Raw genomic sequence first — 25680 nt, 5'->3', positions numbered from 1 at the left:
ATATGCACACTCCGCCTGATCCGGACAGCATGCCCCGCCTCCCCCTGAACCCGGTCCGGCTGGACCTGGAGAGCCTCTCCGGTCTCTACCGTTCCGGTGCGGCCCTCCCCGCCGACGTCGCCGGGGAGGTGCTCGCGCGGATCGCGGCGCGAGGTGACGACCACGTGTGGATCACCCTGCGCCCGGCGGCGGACCTGCTCGGCGACGCGGCCGAGCTGGCCCGCCGCTGGCCGGACCCCGGCACCCGCCCACCGCTCTACGGGGTCCCCTTCGCGGTCAAGGACAACGTGGACGTGGCCGGGCTGCCCACCACCGCGGCCTGCCCGGCCTACTCCTACGTCCCCGAGCGCGGTGCGCCGCTGGTGGAACGACTGCTCGCGGCGGGCGCCCTCCTCGTCGGCAAGACCAACCTGGACCAGTTCGCCACCGGTCTGTCGGGCACCCGCAGCCCGTACGGCGCGTGCGAGTCACCGCTGGTACCCGGTCTCATCTCCGGCGGGTCCAGCTCGGGCTCCGCGGTGGCGGTGGCCGCGGACCTGGTCTCGTTCGCCGTCGGCACCGACACGGCCGGTTCCGGCCGGGTACCCGCCGCGCTCACCGGCACCGTCGGGGTCAAGCCGAGCCGGGGGCTCGTCAGCACGCTCGGCATGGTGCCCGCGTGCGCGTCACTGGACTGCCCGAGCGTCTTCGCCCGCTCGGCCGCCGACGGCCTGGCCGTCCTGTCGGCCATCGCCGCCTTCGAACCCGCCGACCCCTGGTCACGCGTGCTCCCCGTCCCCGGCCCCGTACCGACCCGCGCGTCCCCCCTGCGGATCGGGGTTCCGCACGAACCGGAGTTCTTCGGCGACACCGCCGCCGAGACGGCCTTCGCGCGGACGGTGGACCGGCTCGGCGGCCTCGGCCACCGAATCGTCCCCGTGGACCTCGGCCCCTTCCTCGCCGCCGGGCGGCTGTTGTACGAGGGGCCGTGGCTCGCGGAACGGCTCGCGGCGGTCGGCGACTTCGTCACCCGCAACCCCGGCGAGATCCACCCCGTCACCCTGAAGGTGCTGTCCGGCGGCGGCGCGCTCAGTGCCGTGGACGCCTTCGAGGGGCTCTACCGCCTGCGCGCGCTGGACGCGAAGACCCGGGAGGCATGGGCGTCGATGGACGTGCTCGCCGTCCCGACCGTACCCACGACCTTCACCGTCGCGGAGATGCTCGAAAGCCCGATCGAGCGCAACGCGATCCTCGGCCACTACACGACCTTCACCAATCTCCTCGACCTCGCCGGGATCTCCGTACCCGCGGGGACGACGACCGCCGGCCGCCCGCACGGCGTCACCTTCCTGGGACCGGCGGGCTCCGACGGACTCCTCGCCGGTCTCGGTGCCACCTTCCACGCCCTGACCGGCGGTCCCGCGCTCCCCGTCCCGGACTCGGGATCGGCGGCCACCTCGGCCTCGGCGAGCACCGTCCACGCTCCGAAGGCGGGACCGGCGACGGTTCACGCCTCCAAGGCCGGGGCCGAGGCCGCAGTCGGGGTCGGGGCCGCGGTCGAAGCCGCAGCCAGGGCCGGGGCCGAGGCCCAGGCGCGGACGGTGCTCGCCGTGGTCGGCGCGCACCGCTCCGGCCAGCCGTTGCACGGCCGGCTCCTCTCCCTCGGCGCCACCGGTCTGGGAGTTGCCCTCACCGCCCCCCTCTACCGCCTCTACGCCCTGGAAGGCGGCGAGATGCCACTGCCGGGGCTGGTCCGCTCGACCTCCGGCGGGGTCGCGGTGGAGGTCGAACTGTACGAACTGCCCCCCTCGGCACTCGGCATCCTCCTGACGCAGACCGTTTCGCCCCTCGGCCTCGGCACGATCGAACTCGCCGACGGCCGCGCGGTGCACGGTTTCCTCTGCGAGCCGTACGCCACCGAGAAGGCCCCCGACATCAGCCGGCACGGCAGCTGGCCGAGCTATCTCCTCTCCCGGTCACGATCCTGACGATTCGGCTCCCTGCCCGGCCACGGTCCTGAGAGACCGGCCCCCTGTCACGGTCCCGACGATCCGGCGACGGTCACTCCGCGGTCGTCCGGAGCTCGCGCCCCGGTGATCGCGGGTTTCGGACGACCGTGTGCGAGCCGATCAGGGGAACCAGCGAAGATTGTTACGGTTTTCCGCATGACTGAACGGTTCGCGATCCTGAGCGGGTCCACCTTCGAGGAGCAGATCGGATACGCGCGGGCGGTGGTCGACGGTGACCGCGTGCACGTGTCCGGGACGACCGGCTACGACTACGCGACCATGACGATCTCCGACGACGTCGTCGAGCAGGCGGAGCAGTGCATGCGCAACATCGGAGAGGCACTGGCCAAGGCGGGCTGCTCGTTCGCCGACGTCGTACGGGTGCGATACATGCTGCCCGACCGCGAGGACTTCGAGCCCTGCTGGCCGACCCTGCGCCGTCACTTCGGCGAGGTCCGCCCCGCCGCGACGATGATCGTGTGCGGCCTCGCCGACTCCCGTATGAAGATCGAGATCGAGGTGGACGCGCGGCGAGGAGATCCGCTCAACCGGCGCGCATGAGTCCGTGGCAGGCGATGGCGGCGGCGGCCACCACGTTGAGGGAGTCGACGCCCATGTCCATCGCGGCCGGGCTCATCGGGATGCAGACCGCCTCGTCGGCCTCGCGCAGCCAGCGGGAGGAGAGCCCGTCCCCCTCCGAACCGAGGAGCAGTGCCACCCGGTCGGCCATGGCGACCTTGTCCATGGGGGTGGCGGACTGGTCGGGGGTGAGGGCGAGCGTCTGGAAACCCGCTTCGCGCAGTTCGGCCAGACCGGCGTACCAGTCGGTCATCCGCGCGTACGGGATCGCGAAGACCGCGCCCATGGAGACCTTCACCGAGCGCCGGTAGAGGGGGTCGGCGCAGCGCGGCGAGAGGATCACCGCCTCCACGCCCAGGGCGGCGGCGCAGCGGAAGATCGCGCCGACGTTGCCGTGGTCGACGAGGTCTTCGAGGATCAGGACGCGCCGGGGCGCCACGGGCTCGGCGGAAACCCCTCGCGGAGCCGGGAAACCCGATCCTGGTCCGCCCTCCGAGTGCGCCGCGTCCTCGGCGGAGGCCCCTCGCGGAGCCGGGGAGTCCGATCCTGGCTCGCCGTCCGACCGCGCCGTGTGCCCGGCGGGAGCCCTTCGCGCCTCGCGTCCGGACAGGAGATCCTCCACCTCGGGAAGCGGGAGGCGTTCCATCGCGGCGAGGGCGCCGCGATGGACCTGGAATCCGGTGACCTCCTCCATGACGGCGTCGTCCACGACGTGGACCCGGTCGCCGAGCGGGCCGAGGAGATCGGCGAGAGGGCCGGCCCAGCGGGAGGTGAGGAGTACGGAACGCACGGGGTAGCCCGCCGCGACGGCGCGGCGGATCACCTTCTCCCCCTCGGCGATGAAGAGGCCGTGCTCGGCCTCCATGCTCTTGCGCAGCTCGACGTCGCGCAGGTTGGCGTAGTCGGCCAGGTGGGGGTCGATGGCTTCAGGCACCCTCGAATACTGCCATGACCCGCCTGAGCTGCCATATCAGCGCGTAGACGAGCAGCATCGCGGAGCAGCCGACGACCGCCCCCGCGCCCAGCCTCGTCACGAGCTCGGCCTTGGTGTCCGGGGGGAAGGTAAGCGCCCAGGCGACCGCGCCCAGCGGGATCGAGACGGCGGTGGCCAGGAGCACGGCCGCCCGCTCACCGGCGGGCAGGAGCAGCCGTTCGGGCACCGGCCGCGGCTCCATCGCGCTCAGTCCGCGCCAGGCCCACCAGAGGACGACCGCCAGGCCGACCACGGTGGAGGTGTACTGCAGCAGGCGGAACAGGGAGATCACTCCCGCCACCCGGACGTCCAGCCAGCTCCAGCCCCACAGGGCCGAACTGTACGAGTGGGTGAAGGAGTCCCAGAGCTTGTGGGTGAAGGCGCCCACGATGCCTCCCGCGACCACGGCGGGCAGCCGCCGCAGCCCGTACATCCCCGGGGTCAGCGCGGCGGCGCGTCCGGCGAGGGAGGGGGGCAGGAGCGCGGTCAGCGGGTCGCGGAGCGTCAGGTGGAAGACGGCGAGCAGCACCAGGACGGCGAACAGGTCGATCGTGAGGACGCCCTCGGAGGAGTGCCAGAACATGTAGTCGGGCAGGAAGGGGAAGAAGATCGGCAGATCGGGCACCATCGCGCCCAGGGCGAGGGCCCAGGGGTCGAGAAACCTGCGCGTCCGCTCCGAGGAGATCAGCGGCAGCACGGCTGCGACGTGGCTGGGCGTGAACGGCACGGATTTCCCTCCCGACGATCTGCTGGACAGCTCCATCTTGCGGCATGCCCGCGCCGGGACCGCGGACTTTCACCGGCCCGCGAAACCCACCGTCCTCCCACGCCCCGCCTACGGCGGGACAGGCCGGTCGACCGGCCTGTCCCGCCACACAATCCACCACACCGTTCGCGCGGTTCGCCATGCGGTTCCGTCATGCGGTTCGTCACGGGGAGGCACGTGGTCCGCCACCGGGGGAGGCATGTCGCCGTCACCATGAGGAGCTTCGCCGCTTCTCCACACTCCGACACCATGTGACGCATAGATTACCGAGCGTCGTCGAACGGGTACCGGAGGCCGTCGTGACCGATCAGATCGTGCCGGTGGCACCGCCGAGCGCCGAGTGGCTGCGTGACGCCCGCAGGGCTCGCACCCTCTCCCTGGTGACCCTGGTCTGGCTGGGCGCCGAGAGCCTGCTCGGCATCGCCGCGGGTCTGGAGGCGCATTCGGTCGCCCTCATCGGCTGGGGCACGTCGGCCCTGGTGGAGGCGGCGGCCGGCCTGATCGTGGTCTGGCGGTTCACCGGGACGAGGACAGGTTCCGCGTACGCCGAGGAACGGGCCCGCAAGGCCGTGGCGATCAGCTTCTGGATCCTCGCCCCCTACCTGGTGGTGCACGTGGCGCACGACCTGGACGCCGGGCACCGGGCCGTGCCGACCCTGCTCGGGATCGTGGTGACGGCGGTCAGCGTGGTCGGCATGCCGTTCCTGGGGATGGCGAAGCGGCGACTGGGGGTCCGGCTGCACTCGGCGGCGACCGCGGGAGAGGGGACGCAGAACCTCATGTGCGCCACCCTCGCGGCGGGGGTCCTGGCCGGGCTCGCGCTGAACTCCGCCGGCTGGTGGTGGGTCGATCCCGCGATGGCGGTCCTGCTCGCCGCGGTGGCGGTACGTGAGGGGTTCAGGGCGTGGCACGGGCACTCCTGCTGCCACTGACCAGGCGATCCTCGCCGTCTCGGTCGTCGACCGCTCTTCGCGGACACAGAGTTCAATGATCAACACATACAGTAACAACCGCACCGAAATGCGTTTTTTGCCCCACTAATCATTGCAAGTACAGTTCCGTGAATATTGCGGACGACCTCCCGATAGGGTGACCCGCTAGCTCCATGACATCGACACCGAAGAGGACATCGTGGGCGGACGTCACCGGACAGATGAACTCGAGGACGGCTACACCCCGTACAGGGAACAGCAGACGAGACGCAGGCGTGGAGGACGCGGCAAGGTGCTGGTCCCGCTCGCCGGATCCGTCGCCCTCGCGGTACTGCTCGGCGTCGCCGCGTTCGTGGTCATCAACCGCGACCGTGACGGCGGGTGCGCGGGCGAGGCAGTCCCGTTGCGGATCACCGCCTCCCCTGACATCCAGCCCGCCCTGTCCCAGATCGCCCAGCGCTTCAACAAGGCGGCCCACCAGGTCGACGGCAGATGCGCCGCCGTCACGGTGGCCAAGGGCACCTCGGCGACCGTGGCCTCCTCCTTCACCGGGGGCAAGGCCGTCGCGATGGACATGTGGGTCCCCGACTCGAAGCTGTGGGTGACGAACCTGCGGACGAGGGTGGAGGAGGTGCCCGAGGCGGGCGCGTCCATCGCCCAGTCCCCCATCGTCATGGTGGCCTCGGGCTCGGTGGTGCCGAACCTGAAGAAGAGCTTCGGCGAGGCCAGCTGGGGCGGCATGATCAACGCCGCCAACGTGGCCAACGTGGACGGTCCCGGCCGCAAGGTGCGCGTGCTCGTGCTGGATCCCGCGCTCAACTCCGCCGGGCTCGGCGCGCTCCTGGCGGCGGCCGGAGTGGCCACTGCCTCGGGCGCGGGCGAGGAGCAGCTGGTCGGCGCGCTCAAGAGCCTGTCGGGATCGACGTCGACGGTTCGCGACCAGGACGCGCTGCTGTCCAGCCTGGGCGTCCAGGGCAGCAAGGCCCCGCTCGGCATCTCCTCGGAGCAGGGAGTCTGGGCGTTCAACAAGGCCAAGAAGCCCGATGTCCCGGCCGTGCCGCTCTATCCGGCCGAGGGGACCATCAACCTCGACTACCCGGTGGTGATCACCGCCAAGGACGCCGTCGTCCGCAAGGCCGCCGAGGCGTTCCAGAAGGAGCTCGGCAGCGAGGCGTCGAAGAAGGCACTGCAGGACCAGGGGTTCCGCACCCCGGACGGCAAGGGCGGCAAGGCCATCTCCGGCTCCGACGGTTTCCAGGCCAAGGCGCCGCAGGCGATCGAGCCGCCCGACGCCAAGACCGTCGCGAGGATGTCCCAGACCTGGTCCCGGATCAAACTGGGCACGAGGCTCCTCACCCTGCTGGACGTCTCGGGCACCATGGCACTCCCTGTTCCCGGTACGGGCCTGACCCGGATGCAGGCGATCAGCAGGATCGCCGTCGAGGGCATGAAGCTCTTCCCCGCCAACAGCGAGCTGGGACTGTGGGAGTTCTCCACCCATCTCAACGGCCAGGGCGTCGACTACCGCGAGACGGTCCCGGTCGGCCCGCTCACCGAGGACATGAACGGCGCCCTGCGCAGGGACGTGATCAACCAGAAGCTGATCACGACCCAGGCCAAGGCGACCGGTGACACCGGGCTCAACGACACCCTCGCGGCCGCGTACAAGCAGATGACCGACGAGTACCAGAGCGACAAGATCAACACGGTGCTCATCCTCACCGACGGGGCCGGCAACGACGATCCGGACGGCGGGATCAGCAACCAGCAGATCCTGAAGCGGCTCAGGGACCAGTTCAACCCCGAGAAGCCGGTCAGCGTCCTGATCATCGCCTTCGGTCCCGACGCCCCCAAGGGCAAGCGCCAGATGGACGCCCTCGCCAAGGCGACCGGCGGTGACGCCTACATCGCCAAGGACGTCCTGGAGGTCAGAAAGTTCTTCCTGGAGGGCATGAAGCGCCGGCTCTGCGCTCCCAACTGCTGACCCTCCCGCATCACTTTCACCCCGTACGGCTGGTGTCACATTGGCACCAGCCGTAGCAGTTTTCCCAGGTCATACCGTATCGGCATGATATTGACCCCTTTGGTCAACCAGTCGCGGGGAGGTGACGTCCTACGCGTGTGGGCTGGAACGGGCGAGTGGTGAAACCCGTGAACGAGCCCGTCTCACGGGGGAGGAATATCCGTGCCCGGATGGCCGACCGTCGGCCGGACCGACGACCAACGACTCGTTGAAGCGCTGCGGCGTGCCGACACAGCCGACCCTGTGGCACCCGCGAGCCTCTACGACTCCTATGCGGAACGGCTCAACGACTACGCCCACTCGCTGCTGGGCGACCGTGAGACGGCCGCCGGCGCCGTACACGACGCCCTGGTAACGGCCCGGGGCAGCGTGGACCGCCTGCGCGAGCCCGGCCGCCTGCGCGCGTGGTTGTACGCGCTCGTACGGATCCGGTGCGCGGACGCCGGGCACGGCGGACCTCGGGGAGCGGTGCCACCGCCCGACATCCACGACGATCCCGGCGAGCGGGAACTCGCGGTCCTGGTCCATGAGGCGATGGCGGAGCTGAGCGTTCAGGAACGCGAGGTGCTCGAACTGTCGCTCCGCCACGACCTCGGCAGCGGCGAGGTCGGCGCGGTGCTGGGGCTCACCTCCCGCCAGGTCACCGCGAGGCTCGGCCGGGCCCGCGACCACCTGGAGAACGCGGCCGGCGCCGTGGTACTCGCCAAGGTCGGCCGGGCGCACTGTCCCGACCTGTCGGCGATGGTGGACTCGTGGGAGGGGCCCCTCACCACGATGCTGCGCAGGCGCCTGTCGGCCCACATCGGCCGCTGCGAGGTCTGCCTCGAGCGCAGGGACCGGCACGTCTCGGCCGGGCGGCTGCTGGACCTCGTCCCCCTGACCTACCCGCCGCTCTCCCTGCGCCGCCGGGTGATCGAGACCTGCGTGAACCCGGAGTCGCGCGAGGAGCGCGCCGCCATCGCCGCCGAGAACGGCTTCGACAAGGCCGGTTTCCCCACGGCGGCCGAACGACGTTCAGCAGGGCGCCGGTGGGGCGGGCGGAGGAGCGCGGGCGGCAGGCGGGCACGCGACGAGAAAACCTCCGAGAGCGCGGCCACACCGCCCACGGGCACCCGCGCCCGGCACGCGGCGCCTCCCGCGGACCCCGGAACGCCCCCCACGGGCGCGAGGGCTTCGCAGGCCGGGGCAGCAACCGGGGCAGAGGCACGGTACGAGTACGAGGAGGAGCGAGCGGGACACACAGGGGGACACACAGCGGCCGGGACGCGATCCCCCGAGGGTGGGTCGGGCACGACGTGGCGAGGGCCGGAGAACCAGGGCGGACCGCACCGCACGGGCGGCGGCCCGCACCGCGCGGAGGGCGGACCGGCACCCCGATACGTTCTGCCGTCGCCCTCGGCCGGCGAGCCAGGGCGTGCGGCCCCCTGGACGAACACGCCGAACACGACGAACACGACGGACACGACGAACACGGGGGCGCGGCCGGCCTCACGGCAGGCGGGCGGCGAGGCGCGGCACACACCGCCACCCGTGAACATCGAGGTCTGGCCGGCACCGCCCGTGAGCGCCAAGGCGTGGCCGACACCGACCGAGAACGCCGAGGCATGGCCGGCACCTCCGGCGGACGACGAGGCGTGGCGTACGGCGTCGGCGGGGACTCCCGAGGCTCGGCGTACGGCGTCGCGGGAAGACCCGGAGGCCCGGCGTACGTCATCGGCGGAGTACGGCGAGGTCCGGCGTGCCGCACTCCCCGGCGGTGGGAAGCGGGGCACGGAGGCGCTCCCCGCGCAGCGGCGCAGGCGGCGCGGACGCAGGGGTCCGGTGCTGCTGGCGGCGGTGTGCGTGCTGGCCGCCACCGGGGCGGTGGTCGTGGTGGGCGGAGGGGACCTGGCCGGCGGGGAGTTGAGGGACCCCCAGGCCGCGCCGGGACCGGAACCCGCGCTGATCACGCTGGAGCCCGAGCCCGCGCCGGAGCCCGACCCCCTGCCGGAGGACCCGGAGACGGCGCCGACGCCCACGCCCACGAGAAGCCGCAGGAGCGAGGCACCCGCCACCCCCGCTCCCACCGCCACCGCGGCGCGACCGGCTCCGAGCCGCGCCACCACCGCGGGACGGCCCCGCCCCACCCGCACCGCCACCACACCGCCCGTGACCGGACGGCTGAACGTCTCGTGCCCGCGCGACATCGGGGAGGGTGCCGGGCAGATCCGGCTCGCGGCTCGCGGCGCCACGGTTTCGTGGTCGGCGACCACCTCCGGCGGGCTCGCCGTGCACCCCGTCCGCGGGCAGTTGAAGGCGGGCACGAGCGGCGTGATTTGGGTCACTGCCAAGGACCCGTCGGAGAGCGGTGCCGGGCGGGTCGCGTTCAAGTCCGCCGGAGGCAACGCCGGATGCGCGATTTCGTGGGAAAGCCCTGACCCAGATGCCTCCGCACCCCCTGAAGACCCTGCCCCGGAGCCGACTCCGACCCCCTCCGCCGGGGCGGGTTCGGAGGAGGCGACGGGCTGATTCCCACATCTCGTTTTACCTAACACCGAGACTTCCCTCAGGGATCCGGTAAACCATGGACTGGTGCCGAGCGTCGGCATTGACGTCCATGTTGAGTGATTGGTCACATGAAGAGCGCGATCAGTCACCTCATTACCAACCAGGAGCTCGGAAGATGTCGGTCAACCGCAGGGTGCTCAGATGGGCACTCACCCTCGCGTGCGTGGCGGGGGCCGTGATCGCCTTGGCCGACCTGGACACTCCGTTACGATTGATCCTTACGCCCCTGTTCCTGTTGGTCGTTCCCGGCGCCGCAGTGGTAGGACTGTTGCGTGATCGTGACCCACTTGCGGCACTATCAGTGGGTGCAGCGGCGAGCCTGGTCGTAAACGTTCTCTTGGCCGCTGCCATGCTTACCTTTGACGCATGGTCGCCCCGCGCCGGAGTCGCGACCATCGCGGTGCTCGGCGGCTTCATATACGTACTACGCGTGTTGTATCGGGGGAGCGGGAGTTTGCAGACCGAACAGGGGGCCAGGTCAAGGTGAACATCGTCATCGTTCGCCCGGGAGACCTCGGGGAGCCCGAGATCTCGCGATGGCGGGAGTTGCAGGTGGCGGACCCGTCGCTGGACAACCCCTTCCTCTCCGTGGAGTTCACCCTGGCCATGGGGCGACTGCGTGACTACGTTCGTGTCGCGATCATCCAGGACGGCGGCAAGATCGTGGGGTTCTTCCCCTACGAGCGCCACAGCTTCGGGATCGGCAAGCCTCTCGGCGGCTTCCTCACCACCTGCCACGGGCTGATCGCGGTCTCCGGCCTCAAGCTGGACGTCCGGACGCTCCTGCGCGCCTGCAAGCTCTCCGTCTTCGACTTCGACCACCTCGTCCCCGGCCAGCCGACGTTCGCGCCGTACGAGTCGGACGTGCGGCCGGCTCCGGTGATGGACCTCAGCGTGGGGTTCGAGACCTACATCGAGCGGGTGAAGGCCAACTCGCCGAAGAATCTCAAGACGGTCCGCTACAAGGAGCGCAAGCTCAGCCGCGAGCAGGGTGAGATCCGCTTCGAGTGGGCCTCGACCGACCTGGGCACGCTCCGTACGCTCACCAACTGGAAGTCCGACCAGTACCGCAGGACGGGCCGGGTCGACCGTTTCGCCCAGCCGTGGATCGTCCAGTTGCTCGACGAGATGCACGCGGAGAGGTCCGAGAGTTTCGCGGGCGTCCTGACCATGGTCTACGCCGGAGACAGGCCCGTCGCCGGTCACTTCGGCCTTCGGACGGCGACGACGCTGGTGGGCTGGTTCCCGGCCTACGACACCGAGTTCGCGCGTTACTCCCCCGGGATCATGCACCACCTGCACATGGCCGAGCACGCCGCGAACTCCGGGCTGCTGCAGGTCGACATGGGCAAGGGCGGACGCGAGTACAAGAGCTGGTTGAAAAGCGGTGATCTCTTCGTCGCGGAAGGTCGCGTGTCGCGTCCCTCCCCGGCCGCCGCCGTCCACTGGATCGGCCGTACCCCGGTCAACAAGGCACGAACGATCGTCACGGATCGCCCGAATTTATACAGGCTTGCTGACCGTGTGCTGAAAGGTTTCGGCCGTATGCGCTCCCCCGCGCAGAACCAATCAGGCACTCCGGCTGTCAAGGAACCGTGGGGAGTGGGTTAGACCGCTCCCGTTCATCACCACCCCACTCGCCAGGACCCTCGTATGCATCCCTCATCGCATTCGCCGTTTTCGCCGATCGTCCCGATCGGCCATGGCCCCGGGTCCGTCCGCCCCAGTCGCCCCTGACGACCGACCGCCCGGAAGGACATCCGTCACAATGAGTCCCGAGATCACCAAGCACTACAACAACAAGCCACCGCTGAGGGCGGTGCCTCCCATCGAGCGGTTCACTCCCATCACCCCCAACATGGCGATCTCCCCGACCGTCAGCGTCGTCGTGCCGGCGATGAACGAGGCCGAGAACCTCCCGCACGTCTTCGCGACGATCCCGCAGTGGATCGACGAGATCGTCCTGGTCGACGGCAACTCCAAGGACGACACCGTCGCCGTGGCCAAGAGACTGCGTCCCAACGTGCGCGTGGTCCACCAGACGGGCAGGGGCAAGGGCAACGCGCTGACGGACGGCTTCGCCGCCTGCACCGGCGACATCATCGTGATGATCGACGCCGACGGCTCCACCGACGGCCGCGAGATCATCCAGTTCGTGGGCGCCCTGGTCACCGGGGCCGACTTCGTCAAGGGTTCGCGTTACGCGTCGGGCGGCGGCAGCGACGACCTGACGTTCATCCGCAAGTTCGGCAACAAGTCGCTGACCGCGCTGGTCAACAGGATGTACGGCACCAGCTACACCGACCTGTGCTACGGCTACAACGCCTTCTGGGCCCGCCATCTGGACGTCCTCAACCTCGACTGCGACGGCTTCGAGATCGAGACCCTGATGAACGTCCGCGCCGCCAAGGCCGGGCTCAAGGTCCACGAGGTGCCCAGCCACGAGCGCTGCCGCATTCACGGCGAGAGCAACCTGCACGCCGTACGCGACGGCATCCGGGTGCTGAAGACCATCATCCGCGAGTGGCGGAGCAACCCGGCTCCCGCCGTTCACGAGCCGGCCGCCGCCGCTCCGGCCGCCGATCAGGGTGCCGCGTAACCATGAGAAGCAGTGTCGTCATCTGCGTTTACACCGAGGACCGCTGGGAGGACATCCGAGCAGCCGTCGAGTCGGTCCAGAACCAGACGCGCGCGCCGCACGAGATCATCCTGGTCGTCGACTACAACCCGGATCTCCACCTGAGGCTCAAAAAGGAGTATCCCGGCGCGATCGTGGTGGAGAACGCTCAGGAGAAGGGGCTCTCCGGTGGCAAGAACACCGGTGCGGCGACCGCCTCCGGCGACATCGTGGCCTATCTCGACGACGACGCCGTCGCGGAGCCTGGCTGGCTGGAAGCACTGGAGGAGGGCTTCCAGGACCCGACCATCGTGGGGGTGGGCGGGCTGACCAGGCCGCTGTGGGGCATCGGGCACCGGCCCGGCTGGTATCCCCACGAGTTCGACTGGACCGTGGGGTGCAGCTATCTCGGCATGCCCACGCAACGGGCGCGGATCCGCAACGTCATGGGCGGCAACGCGGCCTTCCGCAGGGAGGTCATCGGCGGTGTCGGCGGGTTCCACACCGGCATCGGGCGCAGCGTGCAGGGGCGCAAGCCCCGTCCGCTGGGCTGTGAGGAGACCGAGTTCTGCATCCGGCTCTCGCAGCGGATGCCGGGGTCGGGAATGCTGTTCGAGCCCGCGGCGGTGATCGGTCACAAGGTCCCGCCGGTACGTTCGACGTTCGCCTACTTCCGTTCACGCTGTTTCGCCGAGGGGCTGTCCAAGGCGCTGGTCGCCCAGAGCGTGGGAGCGGGCGACGGATTGTCGAGCGAGCGGGCCCACGCGCTGAGGGCTCTGCCGATGGGCGCGCTGCGCGGAGTCGGGGAAGCGCTGCGAGGCGACCTGGCCGGCCTCGGCAGGGCCGGGGCGATCGTCGTCGGTCTGGCCTGGACGACCTGGGGTTACATCGTCGGTTCCCTTCGGCTGAAGCTGAAGCGGGTGCGTGCGGCATGATCCGCGTACCGATCCTGATGTACCACTCGGTCTCCGACCGGCCCAACGCCGAGACGAAGCCGCTCGCGGTGCGTCCCTCGGCCTTCGCCGAGCACCTCGCCTATTTGAAGGAGAACGGCTTCACGCCGCTCACGGTGGCCGACCTGGTCGCCTCGCTGCACAACAACAACGGCCGCTCCATCCCGGAGCGTCCGGTCGTGGTGACCTTCGACGACGGGTACGCCGACTTCCACAGCGAGGCGCTGCCCCTGCTCGAACGCTACGACTTCCCCGCGACGGTCTTCCTGACCAGCGGGTGGGTGAGGGACGCGGGCAAGGACGCGGCGGGCAGGCCCCTGGACACGATGCTCTCGTGGAGCCAGGCCCGCGAGGCCGCCTCCTGCGGCATCGAGATCGGCGGCCACAGCCACAGCCACCCCCAGCTCGACCAGCTGTCCGAAGACGAGCTCCGCCAGGAGCTGCGGCGCAACAAGGCCCTCCTTGAGGACAAGATCGGCTCGCTGGTCTCGACGATGGCCTACCCGTACGGCTACTCCAACGTGCGGGTGCGGCGCGAGGTGCGGAAGGCCGGATACTGGGCCGCCTGCGCGGTGAACAACGCCATCGCCGCCGACCGGCACGACGTGCTCGCACTGCCGCGCCTCACCGTCGCCGAGGGCACCTCGATGGGAATGTTCACCCGGGCGGTCGAGGGGAACCAGGTCCCGCTCATCTACATGCGGGAACGGATGCTGACGAAGGGGTACGCCGTCGTCAGGCGCACGAGATACGGTCTGCGCAAGGTGCGCGGCCAGGTGTGAACGGCCGGGTACGCCACGGAAAGAGCGCGATCCGCGAAGCGGGTCGCGCACCGGTGGCCGCCCCGGCGAGCTCGATGGTCTCCGCTGCCTGGCTTCCCCGTCCCCCGGGGGATCGGGGACGCCAGGAGAGGGCCGTTTGGCCGGAGTACAGCCGCGATACCGCTTTTAACTGATCTACGCGAAGCGTCCGGACATGACGGATATCCGTAGTGACCTGTCACAGCCTGGTCCGCGTAGCCGCCATGATGTTAGACGTGAGGCAACGGGCAGGTAATGACGTGACGACGACGGGGGCGGCGGAAACCGCCGAGGTCGGGAAGATCGATCCCACTCACCCCGCGCCTTCGGACGAGCCCCAGGCCGGGGCCGACGGCGAGCCCGCCGGCACGGCGCCCTTCGGAGCGCCCGGCGACGAGGCTCCCGACGAGATCCCGGGCGGCGAGGTCCCCGACGACGAGGCTCCGGGCGATCAGGCCTCCGGCGCCGGGAGTCCGCAGGGCGAGACTCCCGACGACGAGACGGCCGGGACCGGAGCCCCGTACGGCAGAAGCCCGTACGGGGAGGCAACCGGCGCCGGGAGCCCCCACGGCAGGAGCCCGTACGGGGAGACTCCCGACGGCCGGACGTCCGAGGAGAAGACCCCTGCGGGCGCCCCTCGTGACGGGACGGCGGACGACGAGACGGCGGACGACGAGACGGCGGACGACGAGACGGCGGACGACGAGACGGCCGATGACGGCACGCCGCCGGATTCCGCCGAGGACGCCGATCCTGACGTTGACGACGCCGCCGCCGATGACCTGTCGCCGGCCCCCGACACCGACACCGACACGAAAAACGCGAAAGGCGCGAAAGGCGCGAAAGACTCTCCCGAGGAGAGCGCCTACGGTGACGATCCCGAGGTGACCGCCGTCATCCGGCTACCCCTCGGTCCATCGTCCCCGCCCTCCGCGAGCGTTACCCGCTCCGAGACGACAGAGGCCCCGCCCGCGCGCCGTGAGAACGCCTGGCAGGCCGAGGACACCGGGGATGCCGAGGACGGTAAGGACGGTAAGGACGGTAAGGACACTGAGAGCGCCGAGGACGAGGACGGGGCCGACAACACGGCGGAGTTCCGCCTGCCCGACCTGACAGCGTCCCCACCGTCCCCACCGTCCCCACCGTCCACTGCACCCTCTGCGCCCTCTGCGCCCTCTGCGCCCCCGGTGCGCCCCGTGTCCTCCGGACCTTCGGGACTCGACCGGCCTGCGGGCGTTGAGTCTCGGGAGAGGTCCACCGGAGCCCCTGGGGTCCCCCTGGAAGCTTCCGAGTCCTTCTCCGATGTCACAGAGACCCCGGCGGCCTATCGGGCCTCACAGGACACGCAGAGAGGCTCGGAGATCGGCTCGGGAGCGGGAAAGAGCGCCGGGAGGCTCACGGGGAAGACGGCACCGGCGACGAGCGCGATGCCCCCGGCCGCGGTGGACACCGTCGAACCGCCGGTCACGACGCCCGTCGGACCCACTCCCGACCCCACTCCCGGCCCCGCTGCCAGGCCCACGCGCCTGCAGACCCTGATGCGGTCGGCCATGGTGTGGCTGCCTCCGCTGCTCACCGTCGAGGGCCTGGTCATGTACGTGCTGGCCCTGCGCGTGTCGCCGGGCCCGCTGCGAGGCGTCGACCTGAACGACATCGACGGCGTGGGCCTGATCTCCGCCATGCCGTCCACCGCGTTCGCCGCGATCCTGCTGATGCTCGTCGCGTTCTTCGTCACGATCGCGCAGAACACCGACCGCAAGTTCCTGCTGCTCTTCCAGATCGCGGCGATCACCTTCGCCCTGCACGGGGCCGCGGCCCTGATCGAGGACGAGGCGAGGTTCCACACGGCCTACGTCCACGCGGGCTTCGTGGAGTACATCAACCGCACCGGTGAGGCCTCCGCCATCCTCGACGCCCGCCTGGCGTGGCCGGGGTTCTTCGCGCTGGTGGCGTTCGTCACCAAGGCCGCCGGGGTCACCGACCTGACGACGATCATGCGGTGGACGCCGCTGCTGTCGAACCTGCTGTATCTCCTGCCGTTCGTGCTGATCCTGCGCCAGGTCGTCGCCACGACCAGGGCCCGCTGGTTCGCCGCGCTGCTGTTCGTCATCGTGCAGTGGATCGGCCAGGACTACTTCTCGTCCCAGGGCTTCACGTACGCGATCTACCTGGCCTTCGTCGCGATCGTGCTGCGCTGGTTCGGCAAGGTGGAGCCCCGCGTCAAACCGATGCCCGCCAAGGGGCCCGTCCGGCGGTTGCTCGCCCGTCTGGACGGGCTGACGCCGGGCGAGCTGCCCCATTCCACCGGCGTCTACGACCGGGCCATCATGCTGATCGTGCTGATCGGCCTGTTCTCGACGGCGACCGCCTCGCACCAGATCACGCCGTTCATGATGCTCGGCGCGCTGACGGGCCTGATCCTGCTCCGGCGCTCCTCGCTCAGCTGGGGGCTGCCCTTCTTCCTGGGCCTGATGGTGCTGGCCTGGATCAGCTACCAGACGGTCACCTTCTGGAGCGGGCACATCGACCAGCTCTTCGGCGGTCTGGGCCGGATCCTGGAGAACCTGCAGAGCAACACAGGCGACCGGATCGACGGCAGCGATCCCAAGCACGCGCTCGTCCTCATGGCCCGCCTGGGCATCTGCGGCGTCATCCTGACGCTCGCCGCGGCCGGCCTGTTCCGCCGTCTGCGGCGCGGCGTCGGCGACCGCGCGGCCCTGCTGCTGCTGTGCGTCCCGGTACTCGCCCTCGGCCTGCAGAACTACGGCGGAGAGATCGGCCTGCGCATCTACCTGTTCGCGCTGCCCGGCGCCTGCATCCTGGCCGCGTACGCGTTCTTCCCGAACCTCCCCGCGGGCACCGAGGACGCGCCGGAGGAGACGGTGCCGATCCGCAGGCGCAACATCCGGTTCAACCCCGAGCTGACGCGGCGGATCTCGCTGCTGCTCGCCGCCGGGTGCGCCATGATGCTGGCGATGGTCTTCCTGGTCGCGCGCTACGGCAACGAGCAGTTCGAACGGGTCTCCGCCAGCGAGGTCGCGGCGATGCACTACATCTACGACAACGACGAGCCGAGCGCCCGCGTCCTCTACCTGGTCCCGGTGCTGGGCCAGGAGGTGACGCCGAGCATCCCGTGGGGCGAGCGCGACTTCGACAAGATCTCCTACCAGCAGGTGCTGGTGGACAAGGATCCGGCCCAGCTCTCCTCGGTGATCGACAAGCTCCGGGTCTCGCCGCCCAACACCTATCTGGTGGCCACCCGCGGGCAGGCCGGATACCTGCAGCTCAACCACGGCTTCCCGCACGACTGGGCGCAGCGGTTCCGCGCCGCGCTCGACGCCAACAAGGAGCTCAAACGGGTCTTCAACGGCGAGGACGCGGCCGTCTACACACTGAGTTCCTATCCCGAGGGGGCCGAGATCCCCGAGCCGGGGGTGCAGCTGAACGGCAGTGACCCGACGTCGCCGTGGACGCCGGTCGGCCTGGCCGCGCTGGCCGTGACCTGGATCGCGCTGTTCGCCTACGAGGTGACCTGCCTGCGCGGCCGCGACCAGGCGACCCGGAGAAGAAGGAGGCGCATCCTGTTCGTCGCGGTGCCCGCGTTCGTGCTTGCCCTGGCCGTGATCGCGGAGCGGTTCATCGTCATCGGCTACCAGCTTCAATAAGGAACAAAGTCTCATTGTGGGCGGTCGAACCGCACCATACTGAGCATCGTTCGCCGGGACGCACGTCCCGGCGCTGCTCGAAGGACGGTCAGATGCTCGCAGGGGAGCCCCGTGGCCGGGCAGGTACGTCCGCCGAGGCCACGGCGCCGAGGATCGCGGCGGTCGACGCGTTACGCGGCTTCGCGCTGCTCGGCATCGTGGTGGTCAACATCACCTACCTCGCCTCGGGGTACCGGATGGCCGGGCTGGCGACGCCGACGTTCTCCGCACCGCTCGACTGGGAGGTGCGCTGGTTCGTCTCGATCCTCTTCGAGAACAAGTTCTACATGCTGTTCGCCTTCCTGTTCGGCTACAGCTTCACCCTGCAGATCGACTCGGCCCACAGGTCGGCGACGAGGTTCGCCCCCCGGTTCCTGCGCCGCCTGGGAGGGTTGTTCCTGCTCGGACTGGCCCACGCGGTCCTCCTTTTCCCCGGTGACATCCTGACGACGTACGCGGTCGTGGGGCTGGTCCTGCTGGCGATGCGGCGGATCGCCCCGCGCACCGCGCTGATCATCGCGCTCGCGCTCACGGTGGCGCTGGCCGCGGGGATGTTGCTGCTGGCGGCGCTCGCGACACTGGGCACGGACGCCTCTCAGGCCATGTCGGAGAACGCGGCGCAGGCCGCCCTGTCCGACGAGGCGCTGCACGGCTCCGCCTCCATGATCATCAATGAGCACCTGCACAGGCTCGCCAAGATCTTCGTGCTGCGGGTCTCCTTCCAGGGGCCCACGGTGCTCGCCGCCTGCCTGGTCGGGCTGGCCGTGGGCAAGCTGCGGCTGCTGACCGACATCTCCGGGCACACTGCCACGCTGCGGCGGATGCAGTGGGCGGGGTTCACCGTCGGGCTCGCCGGGGCGCTGGTCTACGCGCACTCGACCTGGTCGGGCGGCGGGCACGCGTACCACATGGTCGGCCAGGCGGTGAACCTGCTCACCGCGCCGCTGCTCGCCGCCGCCTACGCCGCGACCCTGCTGCGCCTGCTCCCGGCGATGCCGCGCCTGGCGGGGGCGCTCGCGGCGCCCGGCAGGCTGGCGCTCACGAACTATCTGGCGCAGTCGCTGATCAGCTCACTCATCTTCACCGGCTACGGGCTGAGCCTGGTCGACCGGCTCAGCCCGTTTCACGTCGTGTCGATCGGCGTCGGCATCTTCGCGGCGCAGTCTCTCTGGAGCCTGTGGTGGCTGCGTAGCCACCGCTACGGGCCCGTGGAGTGGGTGCTGCGCTGGTTCACCAACTGGCGCAGGCCCTCCCCCTCCGCGGGCGCCGCCTAAAGATCCGGTCAGGTGACCGCGCAGAGCGTTGCTCGACATCGGATGCGGCGGGCCGATCCGTTGCGACCTGCGGTTTACCCGACGGCCGAACATCGCCGGGTTCTTCCTGACCGGCACTCTAGGCTCCGGTGCGGTCGCTCCATCTGACCTCGTACGGCCTGAGCTGGAACTCCTTGCCGTCCACGACGGTGGTGGCGGGCGCGTTGGTGGTGTTGACCATCACGAGCTGGCGCTCCTGGGCCAGGACCCGCACCTGTGTGTTGGAGGAGGTGACCGTCTCCAGCGTGACCCCGAGGGGGAACCACTTGGTGAAGCCGCTCATGATGCCCGCCATGGGCATCTCGACGCCGGTGGTCGGGTGCCACAGGCAGCCGGGGCACGCCTGGTTCGCGTCGATGGACTTGCGCTGAGGGTTCCAGAAGAGCGAGGTGGTGACGCCGCTGGTGGCGAACTCCATCATCGCGGCCGTGTGGACGGCGATGCGGCGATCCTCCTCCCAGTCGCTGTTGTTGGGTTCGACGTACCATTCGGCCCACCAGACCGGCAGGTTTCCGCTCCTCTCCTGGAGCCACCTGGTGAGGGCGCCGAACTTGCCCAGGGCGGTGAACTCGTCGGGGAAGGCCCCGGCCTCCTTCGTGACCGAGGCTCCGTCGACGACGATGAAGTCGGCGCCGTCCTTGTTCTCGATCCAGTAGCGGACCGCCTCCAGGTCGCGCTGGACGATGCTCCCCCACGGCCCCTGGATCTCCGCGCCCCGCTCGGGGACGGTGGTGCTGCCGACGGAGACGTAGGGGCCGCCGACCTTGATGTCCTTGTCGACGGCCTTCAGCGCGGCGTAGACCTTGTTGTACAGCTCGGTGTAGCCCTCGATGTCCCAGCGGTTCTGGGGGGTGTTCCAGAATCCCTTCAGCTCGTTCCAGACCATGAAGTGCTTGACGGTGGGGTAGCGCTTGGCGACGGTCACGGCGAGCTTGGCGTAGTCGTCGAAGTGCTCGCGCCGGGGTGCGGTCTCCAACTGCGTCCAGTCGGTCCTGCCGGAGCTGCCGCCCTTCATCCAGTCGGGCGCGCAGCACAGCGTGATGATCGGGACGGCCTCGGAGCCGGCCATGAGTCTCACCCTGCGGTCGAGATCGCGGAAGTCGTTCTTACCCGGCGCCGGCTCGGGATTGCCCGCGCCCCAGCCCATGATGTGCTGGTTCTGCAGCATCGGGACCCGGCTCAGCATGTGGGAGGCGGCCTCGGTGACATCGCTGCCCTCGTTGTCGGCGCTGAACTCCGTGTGGGTGATGCCCCAGCGTGGCCATTCCTCGAGGGAGGGGGGCGCCTCCAGCACGGGTGCCGGCTCCGTCGGAGCCGCGGTCATGGCCTGTCCGCGGGGAACGTCCGGCTTCGCGGCGTAGGCGATGATGCCGACCACGAGCACCACCGTCACGACCATGGCTCCCAGTGCGACCGGCCAGGCCGGGCGCCGTCGCTGGTGCCGTCCGTTAGTCGGTATCACCGAATTCCTCAATCCTCGCAGGTCAACGAATGTAGCGTTCCACAGCGGCAGCGGACCGTGACGGTGCCTCGACATGGTTCACAGGCAAGCGTTACCGGCCATGCCGCCAGCGTATCCAGGGTGGCTTGCACAACGCTTGAAACTTCTACCGTAGTTCCCGCCCGCTCTCCAGCCGGCGGGCCGTCGCCGGACCCGGCGACCGCGAATCCCCGGCGAGCGGGCCGGATCGGTGAGCCTCCCGGGACTCTCAGAACAAAGGAGACGGGCCCGTTGTGAGCCGCCGGTCAGTCTCCCAGGATCCGCAGAGCCCGCTCGACGAGCGTGGGGACGGCGGCGCCGATCTCCTCGAAGCCCTCGCCGACGGTCTTGCCCTGCTTGAACCTGGCGTGGATGCCCTCCACGATGACGGCGAGCTTGTAGTGGCCGAAGGCCACGTAGAAGTCCAGGTCGGACAGGTCCGCGCCGGAGACCTTCGCGTAGTGGGCGGCGAACTCGCGGGCGGTGAGGAAGCCGGGGGCCACGGTGACGCCCGCCGCGACCGGGACCGAGGCGCGCTCCTCGTCACCGGGGTCCTGCCAGTAGGTGAGGGTGAGGCCGAGATCGGCGAGGGGATCGCCGAGCGTGGACATCTCCCAGTCGACGACGGCGAGGATGTCGGGATCCGGGGACAGCCGCACGAGCGTGTTGTCGAGCCGGTAGTCGCCGTGCACGAGCGCCGAGGCGGACCGCGCCGGCAGTCGCTCGCGCAGGCGGGCCACCAGGCGGTCGTACGCGGGCAGTTCGGCGGTCTTCGACCGCTCCCACTGCTGCCCCCAGCGCTCCAGCTGGCGGGCCATGTATCCCTCGGGACGCCCGAAGTCCCCCAGCCCCGCCCTCTCGTAGTCGACGGCGTGGATCGCGGCGAGCACCTCGGCCAGGCGCTCCGACAGCCGCCGCGTCTGCTCGGGGGTGAGTGCCCAGGCGTCCTCCTGGGTGCGCACGGCCGCGCCGTCCACGTGTCCCATGAGATAGAAGGGCGCCCCGATCACCGCCGGGTCCTCGCAGAAGGCGACCGGCTCGGGCACGGGGACGGAGGTCGGCGCGAGTGCCGAGATCACCCGCCACTCGCGCCTCATGTCGTGGGCGGTCGGCAGCACGTGCCCCAGCGGCGGGCGGCGCAGCACCAGGCGGCGCCCGGGGGTCTCCACGACGTACGTCAGGTTGGATCTGCCGCCCGCGATCAGGGAGACCCCGGTAGGCTCACCGACGCCGGGGACATTGGCCGCGATCCATCCGACAAGGTGTGACCAGTCGATGCCAGGGGTGCTCATAGCCACCAATTAGAACGTCACTCGGGCCGGCGGCGCCACCCGGGGTCTTCCAAGGAGATTCCGAAACGTTGCGATGTACACAGCCTGCCCTCAGTTCCGTCCTTTATCGTTACATTACGTCCCTACCAGCATGCTTGAGCTTTACGGCATCCTTCGGGGTGACGTAGGGGACCCCGCACATCCCAGTAGGAGCTCATGCGCGTTTCAGTTGTTCAGCCCCGTGATCTCGGACCGGCCGACATCGACCGATGGAGAGTCCTTCAGAGCGCCGACCCCGCCTTCGACACCCCGTTCCTGTCGCCGGAGTTCACCGTGACCGTCGGCGCGCTCCAGGAACGCGTCCGGGTCGCGGTGCTGCACGACGGGACGGACACGGTGGGATTCTTCCCCTTCGAGCGCCACCCGATGGGTATCGGCATGCCCGTCGCCGCGGGCCTGACCGACGCGCAGGGACTGGTGCACGCCAAGGACGTGGAGATCGACGCGCAGCGGCTGATCAGAGCGTGCGGCCTCGCCGTCTACGAGTTCGACCACCTGGTCTCCGGGCAGCCGCTGCTCCAGGCGGGCCACAGCAGGCACCCCTCGCCGATCATCGACCTGCGTGACGGCCACGACGCGTACATCGAGACGATCAAGGTCACCTCCGGCAAGACCTACCGCTCGACGGCGTACAAGAGCCGCAAGCTCCAGCGCGACGTCGGGCCGCTCCGGCACGACTACGCCACCACCGACCTGGCGCCGCTGCGCACGCTGCTCGGCTGGAAGACCGAGCAGTACCGCCGCACCGGCCGCACCGACAGGTTCGCCAAGCCGTGGATCGTGGAGCTGGTCGAACGCTTCCTCGCCACCGACACCGAGCACTTCGGCGGGGTCCTCGACATGCTGTACGCGGACGGGCGGCCGGTCGCCGGGCACTTCGGGCTGCGCACCGGCACGACCCTCGCGGGCTGGTTCCCCGCCTACGACACCGCCTTCGCGAAGTACTCCCCCGGCCTGATCCACCACCTCGCCATGGCTGAGAAGGCCGCCGACGCCGGAATCCAGGTCATCGACATGGGCCGCGGCGAGAAGGAGTACAAGGAGAAGCTCAAGAACGGCGAGTACGAGGTCGCCGAGGGCAGGATCGCCAGGCTGAGCCCCGGCGCCGGGGTCCACTGGATGCTGCGGGTCCCGGTACGCAAGGCACGTGGCACGGTCCTGGCGAGCCCGCTGCTGCGCACCACCGCCGACCGCGCGCTCAAGACGTACGGCCGCCTGCGGACGTCCATACAGGCGTGATCCGTCCGCCGTGGTTTGGGAACGGTCCCACGCCACGGCGGCACCCGCCCTTCGGGTTCGGGCGGCCGGTCACGCGATCCGTCCGCCCTCCCCCGACGGCCTGCCGGCCCACCCGTTCGGAGGGCAGGCGGCCGGTCAGCCGATCAGCTCCGCGACCACCGAGACACCCCGCCTGACGTCGGCCCGCGACGCGGAGCCGTAGCCGATCACCAGACCGTGCCGCAGCCGCGGCCCGTGGTAGTGGCGGGCCATCGAGTCGAGCAGCACCCCCCGGGCACGGGCGGCCTCGACCAGGGGCGCGACCGTGTGCTCGGGCAACTCCACCATGACGTGCAGGCCCGCGGTGTCGCCCGTGACCCGGGAACCGAGGATCTCGACGACCACGGCGCGGCGGCGCGCGTACTCCAGGCGCGTCCGGCGCAGGTGCCGGTCCAGATCCCCCTTCTCCAGGAGCACCGCCACCGCCTGCTGTGCCGGACCGCTCGTGCGGTCGGCGAGGGCGTCCCTGGTCACGGCGAAGGCTTCGACGAGGCTCTGACGCGCGACCAGCCAGCCGACGCCGATGTCCGGCGTCAGGATCTTGCTCAGGCTGCCCAGCAGCACCACCGACGCGGGGTCGAGACCGTAGAGGGCGGGCAGCGGGGCGACGTCGTAGCGGAACTCGGCGTCGTAGTCGTCCTCCACGACGATCGCGCCGGTGCGGCGGGCCCAGGCCAGGAGGCGTTCCCTGCGCGGGATGGGCAGGCGCCCGCCGAGGGGGTACTGGTGGGCGGGGGTGGTGTGCAGGACGCGCAGGTCGCCGGGGAGCCCGTCCACGACGACACCGTCCTCGTCGACCGGGCAGGGCACGATCTCGGCGCCCCGCCCCGCGAAGACGTTCCTGGCGACGCGGTAGCCCGGCTCCTCCACGCCCGCCCGGTCACCGGGCCGCAGAAGGGTGGCGGCGACCAGGCCGAGCCCGTTGCCGGTGCCCCGGGTGACCATCACGTTCTCCGGGCCGACGGGGATCGCCCTGGTCCTGCGGAGATGCTCGGCCAGCGCGGCGCGCAGCCTCGGCAGGCCGCGCGGGTCGGGGTCGCTCACCGGCGGCAGGTCGGCCGCTCTCCGCCAGGCCCTGCGCCAGGCCGCCCTGTCGTAGTCGTGGACCCACGGCCGCCCCGGGCGCAGGTCGATCACCCCCTGCCCGCTCTCGCTCCGGTAGCCGTTCCACCCCCCGCCCTCGCCCCCTTCGACCGGCACGGGGACGGGGGCCCGCAGCCCCCTCTCCTCCACGGCGGGAAACGTCATCTCGGCCACGTAGGTGCCGGAGCCGTGGCGTCCCTCGACCCAGCCCTCCGCGTACAGCTGCTGGTATGCCTCGGTGACGACGGTGCGGCTCACCGCGAGTTGGCGGGCGAGGGCACGGGTGGAGGGCAGGCGCTCCCCCGAGGTGAGGGCGCCGCCGCGCATGGCGTCCCTGAGGCTGTCGCCGAGCTGGACGGCGAGCGCCGTGCCCGCCTCACGGTCCACCGATACGGGTAGGTCGACGGAAGGGCGTGGCAAAGTGGTCTCCTGTAAGAGCATTAGAGTGGACATGTTCTCGGTATCCACTTCTTTCTAGGTTAGGGTCATGCTCTCTACGACTCCCCGTACCACCCTCAACCGCGCGAAGGACAAGGCCAGGACCTCCCGCGAGGACCTGTACGCGGTGCTGGACGCCGGACTGGTCTGCCACCTGGGCGTCGTGAGCCGAGGCTTTCCCATGGTCGTACCCACCGGTTACGGCCGGATAGACGACACCCTCTACCTGCACGGTTCCACCGGCGCGACCTCCCTGCGCGACGCGGACGAGGTCTGCGTCACGGTGACCCACCTGGACGGCATCGTGCTCGCCCGCTCGTCCTTCAACCACTCGGTCAACTACCGCTGCGCCATGGTCTACGGCCGCGCCCGCCGGGTGGAGGACCCCGAGGAGCACCTCGCCGCGCTGCGGGCGATCACCGAGCAGCTCGCCCCCGGCCAGTGGGAGGCAGCCCGCAAGCCCACCCGCAAGGAGCTCGCCGCGACCATGGTGCTCGCCCTGTCCCTTGAGGAGGCGTCGGTGAAGGTGCGCCAGGGCCCTCCGGTCGACGAGGACGAGGACTACGAGCTGCCGATCTGGGCCGGGGTCCTGCCGCTCCACCAGTCCTGGGGAGCCCCCGAGCCCGACCCCGCGCTCACCGCGGACCTGGCCGTGCCCGAGCACATCGCGTCGAGGACCATGCCCGCCCCGCCGGAGATGCCGGCCGCGAACCTCCCGCTCTAGCCGCGGGGAGCGCTTCGAAAGCCTTCCCACCCGCACCCGCACCCGCACCCGCATCGCCGCCGGGCCCCCGCGCACCCGGGACCCTCCCCGCAGGCCGCGCGTGCGCGGGCCGCGGGCCCGCCGGCGGCGGGGGGCCCGCCACCGCACCCCC

18 protein-coding genes are annotated in these 25680 nt (G+C 70.4%); 13 read left to right on the top strand and 5 right to left on the bottom strand.

Features of this window, described 5'->3' with window-relative positions:
• Nucleotides 1-2 precede the first annotated feature (2 nt).
• The gene (gene atzF, locus ABT352_RS14445; protein ID WP_350945268.1) at nucleotides 3-1967 is read left to right on the top strand and encodes an allophanate hydrolase; all 1965 of its coding nucleotides are present in this window, start codon (nucleotides 3-5) and stop codon (nucleotides 1965-1967) included.
• Between the two features lie 177 nt (nucleotides 1968-2144).
• Nucleotides 2145-2549, top strand: a complete 405-nt coding sequence (locus tag ABT352_RS14440) for a RidA family protein (RefSeq protein ID WP_350945267.1) — start codon at nucleotides 2145-2147, stop codon at nucleotides 2547-2549.
• On the opposite strand, the gene ABT352_RS14435 is transcribed toward ABT352_RS14440, so the two are convergent.
• Both ABT352_RS14435 and ABT352_RS14430 read right to left on the bottom strand, forming a co-directional pair.
• Nucleotides 2533-3501: a TrmH family RNA methyltransferase gene (locus ABT352_RS14435; protein WP_350945266.1), complete on the bottom strand. Its 969-nt coding sequence runs from the start codon at nucleotides 3499-3501 to the stop codon at nucleotides 2533-2535. The two genes, ABT352_RS14440 and ABT352_RS14435, sit on opposite strands and share 17 nt — an antisense overlap.
• A complete protein-coding gene (locus ABT352_RS14430) occupies nucleotides 3494-4267 on the bottom strand; it encodes a DUF4184 family protein (protein WP_350945265.1) in 774 nt (257 codons plus the stop codon). The genes ABT352_RS14435 and ABT352_RS14430 overlap by 8 nt, the downstream gene beginning before the upstream one ends.
• A gap of 338 nt (nucleotides 4268-4605) precedes the next feature.
• Here ABT352_RS14430 and ABT352_RS14425 point away from each other — a divergent pair, with 338 nt between their 5' ends.
• The 9 genes from ABT352_RS14425 to ABT352_RS14385 all read left to right on the top strand — a co-directional run bounded on the left by ABT352_RS14425 (nucleotide 4606) and on the right by ABT352_RS14385 (nucleotide 19156).
• The gene (locus ABT352_RS14425; RefSeq protein WP_350945264.1) at nucleotides 4606-5238 is read left to right on the top strand and encodes a cation diffusion facilitator family transporter; all 633 of its coding nucleotides are present in this window, start codon (nucleotides 4606-4608) and stop codon (nucleotides 5236-5238) included.
• Between the two features lie 199 nt (nucleotides 5239-5437).
• A complete protein-coding gene (locus ABT352_RS14420) occupies nucleotides 5438-7222 on the top strand; it encodes a substrate-binding and VWA domain-containing protein (protein WP_350945263.1) in 1785 nt (594 codons plus the stop codon).
• 201 nt (nucleotides 7223-7423) lie between these two features.
• Nucleotides 7424-9769, top strand: coding sequence for a sigma factor-like helix-turn-helix DNA-binding protein (locus ABT352_RS14415; RefSeq protein WP_350945262.1), 2346 nt, complete (start codon nucleotides 7424-7426; stop codon nucleotides 9767-9769).
• Between the two features lie 522 nt (nucleotides 9770-10291).
• A complete protein-coding gene (locus tag ABT352_RS14410) occupies nucleotides 10292-11419 on the top strand; it encodes a GNAT family N-acetyltransferase (protein ID WP_350945261.1) in 1128 nt (375 codons plus the stop codon).
• Between the two features lie 157 nt (nucleotides 11420-11576).
• Entirely contained in the window at nucleotides 11577-12407 is an 831-nt protein-coding gene (locus ABT352_RS14405) for a glycosyltransferase family 2 protein (protein WP_350945260.1), read from the top strand.
• Between the two features lie 2 nt (nucleotides 12408-12409).
• Entirely contained in the window at nucleotides 12410-13360 is a 951-nt protein-coding gene (locus ABT352_RS14400) for a glycosyltransferase family 2 protein (protein ID WP_350945259.1), read from the top strand.
• Nucleotides 13357-14160 (top strand): polysaccharide deacetylase family protein, encoded by an 804-nt coding sequence (locus ABT352_RS14395; protein ID WP_350945258.1) that lies wholly within the window; start codon nucleotides 13357-13359, stop codon nucleotides 14158-14160. The genes ABT352_RS14400 and ABT352_RS14395 overlap by 4 nt, the downstream gene beginning before the upstream one ends.
• 278 nt (nucleotides 14161-14438) lie before the next feature.
• Entirely contained in the window at nucleotides 14439-17843 is a 3405-nt protein-coding gene (locus ABT352_RS14390) for a hypothetical protein (RefSeq protein ID WP_350945257.1), read from the top strand.
• Between the two features lie 92 nt (nucleotides 17844-17935).
• Complete coding sequence (locus ABT352_RS14385; RefSeq protein WP_350945256.1) at nucleotides 17936-19156, top strand: DUF418 domain-containing protein; 1221 nt, start codon at nucleotides 17936-17938, stop codon at nucleotides 19154-19156.
• Between the two features lie 118 nt (nucleotides 19157-19274).
• Here the strand turns inward: ABT352_RS14385 and ABT352_RS14380 are convergent, their stop codons facing one another.
• The gene (locus ABT352_RS14380) at nucleotides 19275-20657 is read right to left on the bottom strand and encodes a GH39 family glycosyl hydrolase (protein ID WP_350945255.1); all 1383 of its coding nucleotides are present in this window, start codon (nucleotides 20655-20657) and stop codon (nucleotides 19275-19277) included.
• Between the two features lie 284 nt (nucleotides 20658-20941).
• The gene (locus tag ABT352_RS14375; RefSeq protein ID WP_350945254.1) at nucleotides 20942-21967 is read right to left on the bottom strand and encodes a phosphotransferase family protein; all 1026 of its coding nucleotides are present in this window, start codon (nucleotides 21965-21967) and stop codon (nucleotides 20942-20944) included.
• Nucleotides 21968-22162: 195 nt separating this feature from the next.
• On the opposite strand from ABT352_RS14375, the gene ABT352_RS14370 reads away from it, so the two are divergent.
• Complete coding sequence (locus ABT352_RS14370; protein ID WP_350945253.1) at nucleotides 22163-23245, top strand: GNAT family N-acetyltransferase; 1083 nt, start codon at nucleotides 22163-22165, stop codon at nucleotides 23243-23245.
• A 135-nt stretch (nucleotides 23246-23380) separates the two neighbouring features.
• Here the strand turns inward: ABT352_RS14370 and pdxR are convergent, their stop codons facing one another.
• A complete protein-coding gene (gene pdxR, locus ABT352_RS14365; protein ID WP_350945252.1) occupies nucleotides 23381-24787 on the bottom strand; it encodes a MocR-like pyridoxine biosynthesis transcription factor PdxR in 1407 nt (468 codons plus the stop codon).
• Nucleotides 24788-24854: 67 nt separating this feature from the next.
• On the opposite strand from pdxR, the gene ABT352_RS14360 reads away from it, so the two are divergent.
• Nucleotides 24855-25529 (top strand): pyridoxamine 5'-phosphate oxidase family protein, encoded by a 675-nt coding sequence (locus ABT352_RS14360; protein ID WP_350945251.1) that lies wholly within the window; start codon nucleotides 24855-24857, stop codon nucleotides 25527-25529.
• Nucleotides 25530-25680: the final 151 nt, after the last annotated feature.

Source organism: Streptosporangium sp. NPDC000563 (assembly GCF_040299985.1).
Taxonomy (GTDB): Bacteria; Actinomycetota; Actinomycetes; order Streptosporangiales; family Streptosporangiaceae; genus Streptosporangium.
Note: the sequence above shows the minus strand (reverse complement) of the source record. Positions and strands in the feature narration are given on the sequence as shown.